15 protein-coding genes and 1 pseudogene are annotated in these 17,128 nt (G+C 57.5%); 3 read left to right on the top strand and 13 right to left on the bottom strand.

The window, feature by feature from the left end; genetic code table 11:
• Positions 1–212 precede the first annotated feature (212 nt).
• The 3 genes from ACR0JA_RS22200 (at position 213) to ACR0JA_RS22210 (ending at position 2,199) form a co-directional block, all read left to right on the top strand.
• Positions 213–1,073 (top strand): NAD(P)-dependent oxidoreductase, encoded by an 861-nt coding sequence (locus ACR0JA_RS22200; RefSeq protein WP_480579752.1) that lies wholly within the window; start codon positions 213–215, stop codon positions 1,071–1,073.
• 213 nt (positions 1,074–1,286) lie between these two features.
• A complete protein-coding gene (locus ACR0JA_RS22205) occupies positions 1,287–2,003 on the top strand; it encodes a homocysteine S-methyltransferase family protein (protein ID WP_480579754.1) in 717 nt (238 codons plus the stop codon).
• Entirely contained in the window at positions 1,942–2,199 is a 258-nt protein-coding gene (locus ACR0JA_RS22210; protein WP_480579756.1) for a homocysteine S-methyltransferase family protein, read from the top strand. Before ACR0JA_RS22205 ends, ACR0JA_RS22210 begins: the two co-directional genes overlap by 62 nt.
• A 502-nt stretch (positions 2,200–2,701) precedes the next feature.
• On the opposite strand, the gene ACR0JA_RS22215 is transcribed toward ACR0JA_RS22210, so the two are convergent.
• The 13 genes and pseudogenes from ACR0JA_RS22215 to ACR0JA_RS22275 all read right to left on the bottom strand — a co-directional run bounded on the left by ACR0JA_RS22215 (position 2,702) and on the right by ACR0JA_RS22275 (position 16,995).
• Positions 2,702–3,154: an SRPBCC family protein gene (locus tag ACR0JA_RS22215; protein WP_480579758.1), complete on the bottom strand. Its 453-nt coding sequence runs from the start codon at positions 3,152–3,154 to the stop codon at positions 2,702–2,704.
• Positions 3,155–3,260: 106 nt separating this feature from the next.
• Positions 3,261–4,073: an XdhC family protein gene (locus ACR0JA_RS22220; RefSeq protein WP_480579760.1), complete on the bottom strand. Its 813-nt coding sequence runs from the start codon at positions 4,071–4,073 to the stop codon at positions 3,261–3,263.
• Between the two features lie 12 nt (positions 4,074–4,085).
• Positions 4,086–5,273 carry a vWA domain-containing protein gene (locus ACR0JA_RS22225; protein ID WP_480579762.1) on the bottom strand — a complete coding sequence of 396 codons (1,188 nt, stop codon included), beginning with the start codon at positions 5,271–5,273 and terminating at the stop codon, positions 4,086–4,088.
• Positions 5,273–6,140: pseudogene (locus ACR0JA_RS22230) on the bottom strand (AAA family ATPase). The gene ACR0JA_RS22225 and the pseudogene ACR0JA_RS22230 overlap by 1 nt, the downstream one beginning before the upstream one ends.
• Before the next feature lie 53 nt (positions 6,141–6,193).
• Complete coding sequence (locus ACR0JA_RS22235; protein WP_480579764.1) at positions 6,194–8,611, bottom strand: aerobic carbon-monoxide dehydrogenase large subunit; 2,418 nt, start codon at positions 8,609–8,611, stop codon at positions 6,194–6,196.
• Positions 8,608–9,102, bottom strand: a complete 495-nt coding sequence (locus tag ACR0JA_RS22240; RefSeq protein ID WP_480579766.1) for a (2Fe-2S)-binding protein — start codon at positions 9,100–9,102, stop codon at positions 8,608–8,610. The genes ACR0JA_RS22235 and ACR0JA_RS22240 overlap by 4 nt, the downstream gene beginning before the upstream one ends.
• Before the next feature lie 12 nt (positions 9,103–9,114).
• Positions 9,115–9,948 (bottom strand): FAD binding domain-containing protein, encoded by an 834-nt coding sequence (locus ACR0JA_RS22245; RefSeq protein ID WP_480579768.1) that lies wholly within the window; start codon positions 9,946–9,948, stop codon positions 9,115–9,117.
• Between the two features lie 140 nt (positions 9,949–10,088).
• Entirely contained in the window at positions 10,089–11,171 is a 1,083-nt protein-coding gene (locus ACR0JA_RS22250) for an MHYT domain-containing protein (RefSeq protein ID WP_480579770.1), read from the bottom strand.
• A 901-nt stretch (positions 11,172–12,072) separates the two neighbouring features.
• Positions 12,073–13,377, bottom strand: coding sequence for a type III glutamate--ammonia ligase (glnT, locus tag ACR0JA_RS22255; RefSeq protein WP_480579852.1), 1,305 nt, complete (start codon positions 13,375–13,377; stop codon positions 12,073–12,075).
• Complete coding sequence (locus tag ACR0JA_RS22260; RefSeq protein ID WP_480579772.1) at positions 13,374–14,702, bottom strand: FMN-binding glutamate synthase family protein; 1,329 nt, start codon at positions 14,700–14,702, stop codon at positions 13,374–13,376. Before ACR0JA_RS22260 ends, glnT begins: the two co-directional genes overlap by 4 nt.
• Positions 14,702–15,385: a protein GlxC gene (locus tag ACR0JA_RS22265; protein ID WP_480579774.1), complete on the bottom strand. Its 684-nt coding sequence runs from the start codon at positions 15,383–15,385 to the stop codon at positions 14,702–14,704. Before ACR0JA_RS22265 ends, ACR0JA_RS22260 begins: the two co-directional genes overlap by 1 nt.
• Positions 15,385–16,263 (bottom strand): class II glutamine amidotransferase, encoded by an 879-nt coding sequence (locus ACR0JA_RS22270; protein ID WP_480579776.1) that lies wholly within the window; start codon positions 16,261–16,263, stop codon positions 15,385–15,387. Before ACR0JA_RS22270 ends, ACR0JA_RS22265 begins: the two co-directional genes overlap by 1 nt.
• Positions 16,264–16,371: 108 nt before the next feature.
• Positions 16,372–16,995 (bottom strand): helix-turn-helix domain-containing protein, encoded by a 624-nt coding sequence (locus ACR0JA_RS22275; protein WP_480579778.1) that lies wholly within the window; start codon positions 16,993–16,995, stop codon positions 16,372–16,374.
• Positions 16,996–17,128 lie beyond the last annotated feature (133 nt).

Raw genomic sequence — 17,128 nt, forward strand, 5'->3', positions numbered from 1 at the left:
TTTTGAAGTACTTGAAAGAGGCCGGATTGGTCATGGGCAAAAGCTACGCAACAACCCTAACTCGCTCAACCAAAGTTCTTCTGACAAGACCGTGTGCGCCAATCCATAAGTAAGATCATCTAACAATATAGAAAAATTTACAACTATGCGATCCCCCGATGCCGGCGCATGCTGGTGCAGTAATTCATTGGCGACCACCGGAGACAAACATCATGAAAATTGCTGTTTTAGGACTGGGCAATATGGGCTCTGCGCTGGCGCATTGCTTGCTCAAGGCAGGCCACGAAGTCGGCGTTTGGAACCGCACATCGGAAAAGGCAGAGGTTTTTGCTGAGGCTGGAGCCACGATCTGCTCTTCACCGAATGATGCTATTGCGGCGTCTGATTTTGTCATCATCTGTATCAAGAGCCACAAGGAAACTGTTGAACTGGTCAACGGACTGAGCGTCTCGCTAAAGGGTAAGACCATCTGTGACATGAGCACGGGCGATACCTTGGATGCCGATAGACTGGTCGCCATCCTAGAGGGACAGGGAGCTGGCTACATGCTGGGCATGATCAATGCCTACCCTTCCGGCATTGGTGGTGACGAAACCACAATCCTTACGGTGGGCAGTGCCGGAACCTGGGACCGCTATGGCAGTATCATCAGAGAATTGGGTAGAAAGTCCGCCAATGTTGGAGAGAAACCAACGGCACTTGCCGCGCTCTTTGCCGGCCTCTTCACGGTTCGACAGGGGTTCATGTTCGGAATGATCTATGGTGCACTTGTTTGCCAAAAAGCGGGCATCCCGATGCAGGTTTATGCCGACCAACTCCCTGCCACGATCAAACTGGTCAATGACTACCATGATCTCTTTGCCAGAACTGTTCCGTTTGAGGATTACGACAGTGCGGAAGCCTCCCTGAAGGTTTACGCGATGGCGCAAGAGGACGCGTTGAAGACCTATCTCTCACTTAATGCGCCCGCTGAATTCATCCAGTTGATGCATGACCGCACCAAAACGGCTTGGGAAGATGGCCACGGCGACAGACAGCTGACCTCATTGGTCCAGCATATGACGGATGCTTGATGCAAAAAGGCTCCGGTCCAAACCTGCCATTGGCTAAGGCTTGATGACGCTGCAGTGTGGCCCGCCGAAGGAGAATTTCGCTGCGGTTGAGAGATGCCCGGGAAGATGAGGTCATGCTCACGGAATACACTCTGTCGCCGCACTAAGGTTCACAGGAGACCCGAGATAACGTAGGTATCTATGAAGACTTGACGTCAATAGGTGTGGATCAGAATGGCGCGACAGTTCCCGCTCGAAGGTGACAAAACCTTTCTGGTTTATGCCGGCACTGGCACCGACCTGATATTCAATCATGGCGTTGATTTACCCGGTTTCGCATCGTTTCCATTGCTGGAAGAACCTGGCACCAGGGCAATACTGGCCGGTCAAATGGAGGCACTTGTCGATCTCGCCCATGAAATGAGTGTCGGATGCATCCTTGATGCACCCACATGGATGGCGAACGCCGATCGGGCAGCGCCGTTGGGGTACGATACAGACCGGCTCGTTGAGGTGAACAAAGATGCGGTCAGTCTAATGGAGGAGGTGCGCCAGGCTGCCGCTCGCGATGATGTACGGGTGTCGGCCTGTATCGGCCCGCGCTATGACCCTTACGCCGACATCCCTCCGGTGACGGTCGAAGATGCACGCCAATACCACGCCGCTCAAATGCACAGCCTGAAAGATACAAGCGTCGACCTGGTCACCGCTTATACGTTCAACCGTCCAAGTGAGGCTGCGGGATGTATCCTCGCCGCCGGAGACGCAGATCTGCCGATCATCATGTCTCTGGTTGTCGAAACGGACGGGTGTCTGGCGGACGGGACCAAACTTGTGGACGGAATTGATCAGATCGACGAGGCAACCGACTCGGCGGCGCTGTTTTTTTATGGTCAACTGCGCTCATCCGACCCATTTCGCCGGAGCGCTTGGCAACCACCCCCGACTTAAAGGCATGGTGGCAAACGCTTCGAGTTGCTCGCATGCGGAACTTGACGAAGCAGATGAGCTGGACGAAGGCGATCCGGCTGAACTTGGTAAACAGATTGCCTCGATTGCGAGGCAGAATCCGTCGATCCAAGTATTTGGAGGGTGCTGCGGTACTGACATGCGCCACCTGAAATCGATGGCCATCGAATTGGCATAGCCAACTTAGTTTAATCTGAGCGATAGCGCTGATATCTAAGGTGATACCGTGATTTCTTTCCGCCACTTAAGCGGCCCAAACCGGCCCTTGAATCGATAGTGGCGATGCTGCGTCTGCAACCCGTATTGCTGACATTCGCCGCGACTGCATTTTTCGTAATTGTGTACGTTCACGCAGCGCGATCACTGCAGCCAGCGTCTGATCAGCAACAAGTGTGTGCCAAGGTGTAACTTCTCATCGCGGCCATGGTTTGACGCCCGGTTCCTCCCCCTCGGAACATTGCCGCCTCAATGTCCTGCCGGGCATTGGAAGATGGGCGAGGATCACGGTGCTGTCGATCATTTACAGGTTGTGAGGAACAGCTCCGCTTTCGTTCAATGTATCCATAATCGACTTCCATAGCTGGGCGGACAAGTACAGACCTGACAACGCCGCTTCGGCGAATCAATAAATTCGCGCAAAACCATTTGATTGGGAAGGCCCCGTTACCGAAGTCCTGACCCTAGCCGACGTGTTGCTCGGCGACGATTTCCCCAAACCTGTCGAAGAACTTGGCTGAAAGTTTTTTTGCAGTCCCTGCAATCAACCGGCTGCCCAATTGCGCTATTTTCCCACCGATTGTGACCTTGGCAGTATAGGATAGAACCGTTTCCTCGCCCTCAGTGTTTAGACGGACATCCGCTCCCCCTTTGGCAAAGCCCGCGGCGCCTCCCTTTCCTTCACCAGTCAGGGAAAACTCATCCGGGGCTTTGGAGTTGTCCAACGTCACTTCGCCGCTGAACCGAGCTTTGACGGGGCCGATTTTGAGCACGACTTTGGCCTCCAAGTGCTCGGGAGAATGTTGGATCAGTTCCTCACACCCAGGTATGCACTCTCTCAACACATCCGGATCATTCAGCGCTCGGTACACGACGTCACGCGGAGCAGAGATACGGATTTCGTCATTTAGTTCCATTTGAGAGTCCTTTCCTCAACAGCATCTTGGGAAAACGCGAAGTGCGGTCTCGGTCGCCTCTTCCGGGGTCGGTTCCGGTTTCACAGTCCGAAGGGTTTGCAACCATCTACGCCATTTTTTCATCATGCGACGTCTCCTCGGAATTGTCTGAATTCCGCCAGAGGATGATCTCGGCGAGGATCGACAGGGCGATTTCGTGTGGGTCGATTCCATGGATATCCAGACCGGCCGGTGACTTGAGCCGACTGGTTTGCTCAGCGGTCAATCCCTGCGCTTCCAACCTCTCGCATAACACCTTGGCCTTGCGGTGGCTCGCGACCATCGAAACGCGTCGTGCTGGTGATTCAAGCGCAGATTTCAGCGCTGCGCCATCGCCCTTTCCTTGTGAGGCGACCACCGCGAAATCGCGTGGTTCAACCCCCAATGCGCTTAGGTTATCTGGATCAAAACCAATGAATTCCACCGAGCTTTCGGAACCTTCAGGCAAGCAAACACGCAACCCGATCAGCGCCGCGTGCGCGGCGAGCGCGTGTGCAATCGGAGAGTCTCCAAAAATGATCAGGCGCGGGGCGTGCTGATAGGGTTCGATCAGCAAATCGACCGATCCGCCCGAAGGACAACCGCTTTTGAAGGTCTCAACACCATCCGGGTCTGTCATCGCCACTACCTTGTCTGAAGGTTTCACGCGGATCATTTTCGGAGTTCCACCCGCAAGTGCCTCCTGCGCCGATGCGCGTACGACGCGCTGCACGCACGCTCCGCCCAGATGCCCCAAAATACACCCGTCCCGCATGATCACGGCCTTGCAACCTGCCTTGGCCGAGGTTGCGTCGGCAGTGCGAAGGACAGTTGCCACGCAAAAGGCGTCGCCCTTTTGGCGCAACTCCTCAATCGTGTCGAAAATGTCGAAACCTGCCATCGACGTGTCCTTTCACAGTTTTCGGAATTCGGGTTCCAACGCCGCCAGCGCGTCGAGCGTGTTGGCCGGTAGGTGCGCATCCAGATAAGGTTCTGCGGCCTGCATAGCCGCAGCAATAGGCTGATAGTCTTTCCATCCTTTAAGAGGATTCAGCCAAACAATCCGCCGCGCCGTGCGCCGAATCCGAGCCAAAGCATCTCCCAGGGCCTCAGGTGACGCGCTGCAATAACCGTCCGAGAGGATCAATACGATCGTCCGCCCGTTCAATGCGCGGGCACCGTATCCGTTCAGAAACCTCTCAAGGCTTCCCGAGATGTCGGTCCCACCGCCGAACCCTTCGGCCATCAGCGATAACCGCCCTGCCGCGCGTAACGAGTCGTGGTCGCGCAGCGCATCCGTGACGCGCATCAGGCGGGTGTGGAAGAGATAGGCGTCCGCCTCTGTTCCACTGCCGATCAGACCCTTGAGGAAGGCCAGAAAAACCCGCGAATAGACCGTCATCGATCCACTGACGTCACACAAGGCCACGATCCGCATTGGGCGTGATGGCCGAGCGCGGCGATACAGATCCATCGGCTCTCCTCCTCTTGCGAGGCTGGCGCGTTGTATCCGACGCATATCCAGAGCCGGTCCACGTAACGCTTGTTTCTGCCGACGCGAGCGCCGGTCGCGGATCGCACGCGCGATGGTGGTTGCGGCTTGTTCGGCCTGCCGCAGCGCGTCTTCATCCATCAACTCGCGCAAATCCCGGCGCGACAGGTTGGCTGTACGGGTCGCAATCAGCTTCCCGTCTCTCCCCACGGCCTCCCCGTCGCCGGTATCAGGTGCGGCGGCCTGATCAGTGCCGGTCTCGGATTCCTGACTATCCTGGCTCTCTTGCTGCCAGATCATCGGCTTGGCGGATTGAACTCGCACGTGCGCGGTTTGGGCGGTTCCCGTGCGTTGCTTGCCGGTGTTGAACCAATAGGCTTCGAACAGGTCATCAAACCTCCGCCAATCGTCGGCGTCACCGGCCAGCAAGACGCAAAGCGCCTGCTGGGCCTGTCTGACATCCATCGCGTCAACGGCCGCCAGCGCGGCCAATGCGTCGCCCGTTTCAGCCGGCCCGACACGCAGTCCGTTCATACGCAAATGCGCGATGAAACCGGACATTCGTTCCGACAAACCAGATGCGCGAGTGGGGAACCGGGTGACCTGCATCACGCCACCTTTCCGATCAGACGATCCGTTACCTCTGGCGGGGCAGCGTCGTAATCGGCTGCAGTTTTCAGAAGGCAAACAAGGGTCGCCTGAACCTCTTCGCGGGACTGCGCCATGTCGTTTACACCCAGCCCAGAAAGGGCCGCCGCCCAGTCCAACATTTCGGCAATGCCAGGGGTTTTCTCCAAGTCTTCTTTGCGCAGCGCCTGCACAACGCCAACAATCTGGCGCGCCAACAGCCCTTCAACTTCGGGGCATGCGGGCTTTCAGGATCGCCATTTCCGTTTCACGCGATGGGTAATCAAGGAAACTATACAGGCAACGACGCCGCAGCGCGTCCGAAAGGTCCCGCGTCCCATTCGCCGTCAGGATCACGATGGGCCGCGAACGCGCCTTGATGGTGCCAAGCTCGGGGATGGTGATCTGAAAGTCCGACAAAACCTCAAGCAGATAGGCCTCAAACTCCTCATCCGCGCGGTCGATTTCATCGATCAGAAGAACAGGTGGTTCTTCTTCGCTGATCGCTTCTAGTAAAGGTCGCTTCAGTAAATAGTCATCCGTGAATAGCTGAGCTTCGCTGGTGCCACCCTGTGCCTCGCTTGCACGAATAGCCAGCAACTGGCGCTGGTAATTCCATTCATATATCGCGTGGCTGGCATCCAGCCCTTCGTAGCATTGTAACCGGATCAACCGTGCCGCGCGCTGTGCCGCCAACGCCTTTGCGACCTCGGTTTTTCCGACCCCTGCTGGCCCTTCCAACAGCAGCGGACGCCCAAGCAACTGCGCCAAATGAAGCGCCATCGCCAATCGGTCATCGGCAACGTAGCCCACCTCGGCCAAGCCTTGCTGAATGTGCTGCAAGCTCATGCAATTCTCCCGGATTGCCGCCGCGCCGTATTCCAGCGCGGCAGCTTTTCCTGTTAGCCGTGCATTCCCAGACCGTTGGCGATCTTCCAGATACGCCAGTGGTCATGCGGCATGTGGCTTTGGACAAGACCAAACGGACGGAAGGCATCATGCACCGCGTTCGAGAACGCAGGAACACCACCGACATTCGGGCTTTCGCCAACGCCTTTTGCACCGATCGGGTGGTGCGGAGACGGCGTCACCGTGTGATCGGTGGTGTAGTTGGGCGTCTCCCACGCGGTGGGCAAGAAGAAGTCCATCAACGTACCGGTCTTGACGTTACCCATCTCATCATACGCGATTTCCTGACCCATAGCGATTGCCAGAGCCTCGGTCACGCCGCCATGGACCTGACCTTCGATGATCATGGGGTTGATCCGGGTCCCGCAATCGTCCAGCGCATAGAACTGCCGGACCTCCCATTCGCCGGTATCGACGTCGATCTCCATGACGCAGATATAGGCCCCGAACGGGTAGGTCATGTTCGGCGGGTCATAGTAGCTTACGGCCTCCAGACCGGGTTCCAGCCCCGGAATGGCCTGATTATATGCGGCAAAGGCGATTTCTTTCATCGTCTTGAACCGCTCAGGCGCACCTTTGACCGAGAACCGATCCACGTCCCATTCGACGTCGTCGTCGTGGACTTCAAGCAGGTAGGCGGCAATCATCTGCGCCTTGGCACGGATTTTGCGGGCGGCCATCGCCGTTGCCGCGCCGGCCACAGGTGTCGACCGAGACCCATAGGTGCCAAGACCATAAGGCGCGGTATCAGTGTCGCCTTCTTCCAGCGTGATGTCATCGGCAGGCAGGCCGATCTCGCTGGCGATGATTTGGGCAAAAGTCGTAGCGTGGCCCTGACCTTGGCTGATCGTCCCCAGCCGTGCGATGGCGGAACCGGTTGGATGAATCCGGATTTCGCATGAGTCGAACATTCCCAACCCAAGGATATCGCAGTTCTTGACCGGTCCAGCCCCGACGATTTCGGTGAAATGCGTCAGGCCGATGCCCAGCAGTTTACGGGTCTTTCCGGCTTTAAAGTCCTCGATCCGCTGCGCCTGTTCCGCCCGCAGACCGTCATAGTCCACGGCCTTCAGCGCTTTGTCCCAAGCGGTGTGATAGTCACCCGAGTCATATTCCCACCCCAGCGCGGACTGATATGGAAACTGATCCTTGCGGATAAAGTTGATCCGGCGTAGCTCGGCCGCGTCCATGTTCAGCTTGATTGCCAGAACCTCGATCATCCGCTCGATGAAATACGCAGCCTCGGTCACGCGGAAGGAACAGCGATAGGCCACCCCGCCCGGTGCCTTGTTGGTGTAGACGCCATCCACAGCCAGATAGGCGGTGGGGATGTCATACGACCCCGTGCAGATGTTCATGAACCCGGCCGGGAACTTCGTCGGGTCGGCACAGGCGTCAAATCCACCATGATCTGCTGTGGTATGGCACCAGAGACCCGTGATCTTGCCATCCTTGGTCGCAGCGATCTTGCCCTGCATCCAGTAATCGCGGGCAAAGGCGGTCGACATCAGGTTTTCCATCCGGTTCTCGACCCATTTCACCGGTTGGCCGGTGACAATCGAGGCGACAACCGAGCAGACATAGCCCGCATAGGCGCCAACTTTGTTACCAAAGCCGCCACCGATATCAGGGCTGATCACCCGGATATTGTGCTCGGCGAGACCTGAGATCAACGACACAACAGTCCGGATCGCGTGGGGGGCCTGGAAGGTGCCATACAGCGTCAGCTTGCCGGTCACCTTATCCATCGAGGCAACACAGCCACAGGTCTCCAGCGGGCAGGGATGGGTCCGATGGTAATAAACCATCTCTTCGGCGACGACATCGGCCTCACCCAGAACGGCCGCGGCTGCATCCTTATCGCCCTGTTCCCAGGTGAATATGTGGTTGTGATGCTTGCGCGGCCCGTGTGCGCCCTCTGTCTGACCCGCAAGGTCTTCACGCAGGACGACGTCTGACTTCAAAGCCTCAAACGGGTCGGTCAGGACGGGAAGCTCTTCATAGTCAACTTCGACCAGCTCTGCCGCATCCGCTGCGATGTAGCGATCTTCGGCGACGACATAAGCGACTTCCTGGCCCTGAAACAGAACTTTGCCATCAGCCAGCACCATTTGCTTGTCACCGGCCAGCGTCGGCATCCAATGCAGACCCAGCGGAGCCAGATCTGCGGCTGTCAGCACAGCAACCACACCGGGAATGGCCAGCGCGGCGTCCTTGTTCACACTGACGACACGGGCATGTGCGTAAGGCGAGCGGACAAACGCGCCGAACAGCATCCCGTCCAGCTTGATGTCATCGACATAATTGCCCTTGCCTTGGGTAAAGCGCACATCCTCGACGCGTTTACGCGAGCTTCCCATCCCTTTGAGGTTGGCGGCGCGTTCTTCGGGGGTCATGGTTTGATCGTTCATTCCGCGGCCTCCTTCTGAGCGTTCAGCATGTCAGCCGAGGCCGAGATCGCCTTAACAATGTTCTGATACCCGGTGCAGCGGCAGAGGTTTCCGGCCATACCAAAGCGGATTTCTTCCTCGGTCGGGTTCGGGTTTTCCTGCAGCAGGCGATGTGCGCGGGTGATCATGCCCGGCGTGCAGAAGCCGCACTGTAGCCCGTGATGTTCACGGAACATCTCTTGCAGAACACCAAGGCTGCCATTGTCATTGGTCAGCCCCTCGACGGTGGTGATATCAGCACCGTTCACTTGCGCTACGAAAGTTGTGCAGGATTTGACGGATTTACCGTCGATATCCACCGTGCAAGCCCCGCAATGGCTGGTCTCGCACCCAATATGAGGACCGGTGATTTTCAGATCTTCCCGCAGGAAGTGGATCAACAGCGTGCGCGGCTCGGCCAGACCTTCGACCTGCTTGCCGTTCACGGTGAGTTTGACGTGCATTTTCGACATGATTTCCTCCCCTCAACCCGCGCGGCTTTGCGCACGGTCGATGGCGCGGCGCAGCATTACGGCGGCCACGTGTTTCTTGAATTCGACGGGGCCGCGGTTGTCGGCCACTGGGTCGATCGCGTCGAGCATCGCGGCGACACAGCCGCTGACGTCTCCGTCGGCCAGCGCATTGCTTGCGCTCTCGGACCAGATGGGGGTGTCTGCCAGATTGGTCATCGCCACCGAGGCCTGACCGTTGCCTACCGTCACAGCAGCCGCAGCGGTCGCATAGTCGCCGATCTTGCGTTTCTGTTTTTCATAGGCCTGACCAACGCCTGCACCCGGCACGGGGATTGAAATCCGGGTGAGGATTTCCTCATCCTCACGAGCGGTAAAGTACGCCGCCTCGTAGAATTCTCGTGCCGCCATACTGCGGGTGCCGTCAGGGCCGGAAAGCTCGAATGTCGCGTCCAGGCATTGCATCAGCCCGGGCATGTCGTTGCCAGGATCACCATTGGCGACATTGCCGCCGACAGTCCCCATGTAACGCACCTGAGGGTCCGCAATCTGCAGAGCAGCCTCGCGGATCAGCGGAATGGCTGTAGCCAGACCATCATGGGTGATCAACTCATGCTGTGTAACCATCGCACCAAGCGAGACGGTGTCCGAACCAATCTGGATGCCTTTCAATTCCTCAATGGCCTGCAGATCAACCAGATGGCCCATCTCGGCCATGCGCAGCTTCATCATCGGGATCAGGCTGTGCCCGCCCGCGATCACGCGCGCTTCATCTCCGTGTTCCTGTAGAATGCCAATGGCCGAGGCGATATCGCCTGGCCGGTGATACTCAAAACCGGCTGGTATCATGTTTTTCCTCCCTGGGTCCAAGCGGTGTGCCTTGGGGATCCTACGAGGTAGGAAAGAACGTGTGACTTAAGGCTTCCAGCGATCGGGAACAGGTCGCGCTGCTTGTTTCACGAAATGCGAATAGATTGCACGAACTGCGATCAGAGGCCGAGAGCCTCGCGAATATCCGTCAGGCGGGAGCGGCTGACCGGCACTTTGGTCAACGCGTCGACACCGTCAAAAAAACAGGTGCCGTTGTCCTTGTGACGTTCAAAGCTAGAGACGTGTTTGGGGTTCACTAGATAGCTGCGATGGGCACGCAAAAACCCGTCTGGTTTCAGGCGGCTCTCGGCCTCGGTGATCGACCAAGGGCAGAAAAGTTTTTCAGCACCCATATAGAGAACGGTATAGTGCCCCTCGGCCCGAATGGCGGCGATGCTGGCGGGCTCCGTGAAATATGTCTGGCCTTCACGCTCGAACGGAACACCAGCGCGCAGGGTTGCGGGTTCCGGCGTGCGTTCGGGCACCAACTTTTCCTTCGGTTCAATGAACGAGATCCCGGTCAGTAAAAAAGCTCCGCAGATCAGGAAAACCGAAACGGTGACGCCCATCGCCAGAACCTGATTGTCCAGCGCAGGCCCCGCACCGCCGGCTGTGTCACTTGCCACAAAATCGGTCAGACTGGTCGCCACAAAGTGCATTGTAAAAACGGCCAGCCCAAAACAAACTGTGCCCAGCAGAATATTTCGTTGCGTGCGGTTGCCATAAGCAACCCAAATAGCCGCGACCGACAGGATTACCGAGGCCAACGTCGCCAGAGTTACGTCCAGAACATTGTAAACAGGGCGGCATAACTGCATTCCGGCCATGCCAATGTAGTGCATCACCACGATGCCCAGCCCTACGATCACCCCTGATCCGATCATTGTCTGAGGCGTACGCGGACGGAAATGCAGCAACAGCAACGCCAGCCCAACCATCAGGATCGCTACAAGCGCAGAGATCAGCGTGATCAGAGCGTCGTAGTAAAACAGTATCGGCAGCTGCAGGCCCAACATGGCAACGAAATGCATCGACCATATACCGCCTCCCAGAATGACCGCAGCCAGAGCAACGACAAGCTTGCGGCGTTGGCTATCCAGCCGGGACGCGCCATGCGTCAGATATAGGCCGGTAAATCCGGCCATCAGCGCCACGGCCAAAGAGGCCGCCACAAGCCAGGCGTTGTGCGAATAGTCCAGCATATAGGTGTACCCGCCCTCCCCAGCGCGTGTCCGACGTTAGCAAACTGAAATTCAGGGCACAATCTACTCTGACCGGACTGCAGCAGCACGCGCAGAGGAATTCGAACCGGTCTCAGCGAGCCTAGCAAAGCTGCCTTGTGTCCAGCACCGAGTTCGCATCATTCGGCAGCAGCGGCGGAACGTGTCTGCACGAAAGTGTCCTGGCTAGAGAAGGATCGCTCCAAGTTAAAATGGTTGCGGATCTAGGCATGCAAGGTGGCGATTACTGGAAATTCCATTCAAGTTGCTTCCAAGCAAGCGTCACCGCTATAGACAGTCGCCTGCTTCCTACTGCTACCGACCTATCGAAGCGACCACGATGTAGAGTACGGGCCAGACCGTAGCAAAGATCCAGTAGGCCCGAAGGCTACGTGACCAAATAGGCGCGAACGCGTTTGAACACTTCGTGAATACACTGTCCATCTACGGATCACTATATCGCCTTGCGATCCGTCGCACGTGCCATTTTGTCCAGATCCCAGGCCGTGCCTCAGCCTGCCATCAGATTGGGGATTTTCCTTGTTGAAGCATAGTGCTGACAAATCGGCTGCGGGTCGGCTTCCAATTTTCCGTTTTCACGCAGAAGCGGGTTCGCGAAGTCCGCTTCGGGCTGGAAAAGGCAGCTCGTGGCCGTCGCTACCATTCACGGCTTAAGTATCAGTCGCCCAAGTGGGAACCATGCGGGCTTCGGAATAAGTGTAGCATCTTATCGCCCGGTGCGTCGCATTCAGACGAGGACGGCCCAATCCTGCCGTTCACCGACCGATCAAGATGCTGCGCTCGCAGCCCGCATTGCGGACAAGTTCTTGTGATAAGACCTGAGGAACCGTTGAGCACGTAGTAGCCGATCGCGGACTTACCTTTAGCAATCAAGCGTCGTGTCGCGTTCCCATTGGGTGAGGTGGTGACAATACTTGTTCCATTCCCGCATCCGCAGGTTCAAGAACGCGTCTGTGAACTGGTCACCCATTGCGCCTTTGAGCGTTTTGTCCTTTTGAAAATCGCGCAGGGCATCCAGCATGTTGAGCGGCAGCTTCTTCGCGCCGCGCACCTTGTGGCCTTCAGTGTACATGTCAATGTCGAGCCGCTTGCCGGGGTCAAGTTCGCGCTCGATGCCGTCCAAGCCTGCAGCAAGCAAGGCGGCTTGCAATAGGTATGGATTGGCAGCACCGTCGGCAAGGCGGAACTCCATCCGCCCGGCATCTGGAATACGGACCATGTGAGTGCGGTTGTTACCACCGTAGGTCACCGACTGCGGCGCCCACGTCGCACCTGATAGCGTTGCTGGGGCGTTGATGCGCTTGTAACTGTTAACGGTAGGGTTAGTGATGGCGCACAGCGCCTGGCCGTGGGCCATGAGGCCGCCGAGGAAGTGGTAGGCCAGCTTCGACAGCCCCATCTCTTCATCGCCCTCGAAGACGCAAGTGTTGCCGTCGGTCGTCCAAAGCGAATGGTGCACGTGGCAACCGTTGCCTGTCAGGTTGGAGAACGGTTTGGGCATGAACGTCGCCCGCAGCCCATGCTTCTCTGCAATTTCTTTGACCATGAACTTGAAGAACGCGTGCTGGTCGGCTGTCTGCAGGCAGGGGCCGAAGTCCCAGTTGATCTCGAACTGACCATTCGCGTCTTCGTGGTCATTTTGGTACGGGCCCCAGCCGAGGGCGATCATCGTCGAACAGATCTCGGAGATCACATCATAACGACGCATTAGGGCGGATTGGTCGTAGCACGGCTTCTCCTGCTGATCGCGATCATCGGAAATGCCGGAGCCGTCGGCGTTGATTAGATGAAACTCGGGCTCGACGCCGGATTTCATCATGTAGCCCATGGCCTCGGCTTTCTCGTTGATCCGCTTCAAGACGAGACGTGGCGCTTGCTCCACCGGCTTGCCATCCATCCAGGGATCACCCGCGACCCAGGCGAGTTCAGGCTTCCAGGGGAGTTGAATCACACTGTCCGCATCAGGCATCACCAGCATGTCCGGATGCGCCGGGGTCATGTCCAGCCACGCGGCAAAACCGGCGAAGCCAGCACCGCCTTCCTGCGCGCTTGCAATGGCCTCGGTCGGGACAAGCTTGGCCCGTTGCACTCCGAACAAGTCAGTGAAGTTGCACAGAAAGAACTTAACGCCTTTGTCGGCGGCCCATGCTGCGAGGTCTGTCATCAAAAGCTCCCTTGTCTTCCCGGTATCCAATCGGTTCCTGCCAGCGGGACGCCCGCCATTGCAGCGGCCTCGATCGTCAGAGCACAGAGGTCTTCAGGCTCCAGATTCAGAACATGACTTTTCCCGTTGGCTCGTGCAATTGTTTGCGCTTCGAGTGTCATGACTTTTAGGTAGTTGGCCAGACGGCGACCGGCCTTGACCGGATCCAACCGGGCGGCGAGTTCGGGGTCTTGCGTGGAGATGCCCGCGGGGTCGTTGCCTTCGTGCCAATCGTCATAGGCCCCGGCGGTCGTGCCAATTTTCTGGTACTCTTCTTCCAATGAGGGATCGTTGTCGCCAATAGCTATTAGGGCCGCCGAGCCGATAGAAACCGCATCTGCGCCCAAGGCCAGCGCCTTTGCGACATCGGCGCCAGTGCGCACACCACCCGAGATCACAAGTTGAACTTTACGATGCATATCAAGGTCCTGCAGAGCCTGAACGGCGGGGCGGATGCAGGCGAGGGTCGGCTGTCCGACATGTTCGATGAACACGTCTTGCGTGGCCGCAGTGCCGCCCTGCATTCCGTCCAGAACGACAACATCGGCACCCGCTTTGATGGCGAGTGTCGTGTCGAAGTATGGGCGGGCACCGCCGATCTTGACGAAGATCGGCACGCGCCAACCGGTGATTTCGCGGAGTTCAAGGATCTTTATTTCGAGGTCATCAGGCCCGGTCCAATCCGGATGTCGGCAGGCAGATCGTTGGTCGATACCTTTAGGCAGATTCCGCATTTCGGCCACGCGGTCACTAATTTTCTGCCCGAGCAACATGCCCCCTCCGCCCGGCTTTGCTCCCTGCCCCACGACGATTTCCACGGCGTCCGCCTTCCGCAGATCGTTGGGGTTCATGCCATAGCGCGAGGGGAGGTATTGGTAGACAAGCTTGGTCGAGTGCCCGCGCTCCTCAGGTGTCATGCCGCCGTCGCCAGTGGTGGTTGACGTACCTGCCGCCGACGCACCGCGCCCCAACGCCTCTTTCGCTGGGCCGGACAATGCGCCAAAGCTCATACCCGCAATTGTGATCGGGATGTCAAGTTCGATGGGTTGCTCGGCAAAGCGCGTGCCCAGCGCCACGCCTGTACCGCAAGCCTCGCGGTAGCCCTCCAGTGGATAGCGCGACATTGAGGCACCCAAGAACAACAGATCATCGAAATGCGGCAGCCGACGCTTCGAGCCGCCGCCACGAATGTCGTAGATGCCGGTTGCCGCCGCACGCCGGATGTAAGAGTTAGTATAGTCGTCGAAGGTCCAGGGTTTCACTGGATGGGTCTTAAGTGTCTGATCCATCAGTAGGCTCCTGCATTGTCGATATCGAAATTGTATAGCTTGCGCGCTGAACCATAGCGCTTGAAATCCTTCGGTTCAGCATCGCTTTCGGCTTCTTTCAACAGCGCGGCGAGCGCCTCTATATGCTCGGGTCGCATCTCTTTCTCGATGCAATCCGCCCCAAGCGAGGCAACTGACCCGCGCACAAAAAGCTGCGCTTCGTAGATGCTGTCGCCAAACGCTGCACCCGCGTCACCACAGACAACCAACCGCCCGGATTGCGCCATAAATGCGCTCATGTGGCCGATGTTGCCGTGCACAACGATGTCGATGCCCTTCATCGAAATACCGCAGCGGCTCGAGGCGTTCCCCTTGATGACAAGTAGCCCGCCGTGCCCGGTCGCCCCTGCATATTGGCTGGCGTCTCCGTCAACGATCACCGTGCCAGACATCATGTTTTCGCAACAGCCTGGCCCGACTGATCCTTCGACGTGGATTGTGGCCCGCTTATTCATCCCGCCGCAGTAGTAGCCTGTCGAACCCTCAACCGTGACGTTAATCTCTGCGTCGAGGCCGCAGGCAATGGCATGGCTCCCGCGTGGATTAGCGATGGTCCATTGCGTTTCGTTTGTCCCTTCGGACTGCGCCTGCAGGATGGCGTTCACATCGCGCAAGCTTTGCTGTTCCAGGTCAAGTTCGTGCATCAGTTCTTCCAGAAGTAGGCCGTTGCAGGCTCGGGTTCCCAGACCTTCGCGTGCGCAATGTCCGGGAGGTTGACCAAGGCGCGGTACTCGGACCCGAACGCCACGTATTGATCAGTTTCGGCCAGCACCGCCGGCTTGCAAGCGATGGGATCCCGCAGAACGCCAAAGCCGTCTTTGGTGCCGACGACAAATGTGTAGAAACCGTCGAGATCATCGAGGCCAGCCTCTAGCGCTTGTCCTAGATCATCTCCCTGCTGCATCCGGTATGTCAGATAGGCTGCGGCCACTTCGGTGTCGTTCTCGGTCTGCACCGTGATGTTCTGGCGTGCCAGTTGACGTCTCAGCCGATTGTGGTTGGACAAGGACCCATTGTGCACAAGGCACTGATCCGCCCCGGTGGAGAATGGATGCGCGCCGAGAGTCGTGACGGCGCTTTCAGTTGCCATGCGCGTGTGGCCGATCCCGTGGCTGCCCGACAAGGACTGGATATCGAAGCGCTCTGCGACTGACTTTGGCAGACCGACTTCTTTGTAAATCTCAATCGCATCCCCGTGCGACATCACGCGCAAACGCGGATGATCCCGTGCGATCGTCGCGAGCGTGTCTTCAACGCGATAGCTTGGAACCGTCACGATCGCATGGGTTTCGATCACTGCGATCTGCGCTTCCAGCGCCTCACCCAGCCCCGCAAAGTACCGATCCGGATCCGCCGATTGCAGCGTAATCTTCACCTCTCCTGTGGCACCCTCACGATAGACGGCAATACCCGCACTATCTGGGCCGCGATCTGACATGGTCACCAGCATATCGGTGAGCATGGCCCCAAGCTGCGGCTTTAACGACTTGTCCTTCAGAAACAGCCCTACAATTCCACACATAGCATCCTCATGAATGTCTCGCGAAAGACTAGGGAAGCTGGGATCCATGTCCAGAACAGGTTTATCGAAATGAAGATTTATTTCCTATCCGGAAAAAAATCCCTCTTTTCATTCCTGAGAATAACAGATGATCGACAAGTACTTTGCGGGCAGAGCATCCAGTGTCTCCGGCCCGTGAGGAGCATCGGCGTCAAAGAAGAGGCTGTCGCCTTGTTTCAACGGATAAACAGTGTTGCCGTGACGGTAGGTAACTTCGCCTTCCAACATGTAGAGGAACTCCATACCGTCATGTTGAAATGTCTCGAAAGTGTCGGAGGCTTCTGTCAGCAAGATCAAGTAGGGCTCGACAACGACTGAACTGGATTGTGCACTGAGCAAACCCAACAAATTGTATTGGTGACCGGCCCGGGTACCCGCACGATCGGCTTCAACGCCTTCTCCCGCTCGCACGTGCATGGCGGGTCTGTCTTCATCATAACCTTGAAACAGGGTCGTGAGCGGCACCGACAGATTGCTCGCCAGCCGTCGCAACATGGACAGCGACGGCGACACCTGTCCATTTTCGATCTTCGAGACCATCCCCTCGCTTATGTTCATCTCGGCGGCAAACTGCGCGATCTTGCGGCCCTTTTTGAGCCGCAGGTTTCGGACCTGCCGCCCAATCGCGACTTCCAATTCACGTTCAAGAAAAAGCGACGTGCCGTGAGGGTCTTGGTCAAGGGTTTTGTTCATGTAGAAAGCTTACTGCTTTTCGCGACGCGCGCTACGGCTTTTCGCGTTGGGCGCACTATTATCGCCTGCCAACTTGGTGCACTACAAAACAAGTTTCATCCCTCTACTCCAAGGTTGACTACAGGCTCACAGA

The sequence above is a fragment of the Ruegeria sp. AM4 genome, assembly GCF_056540665.1.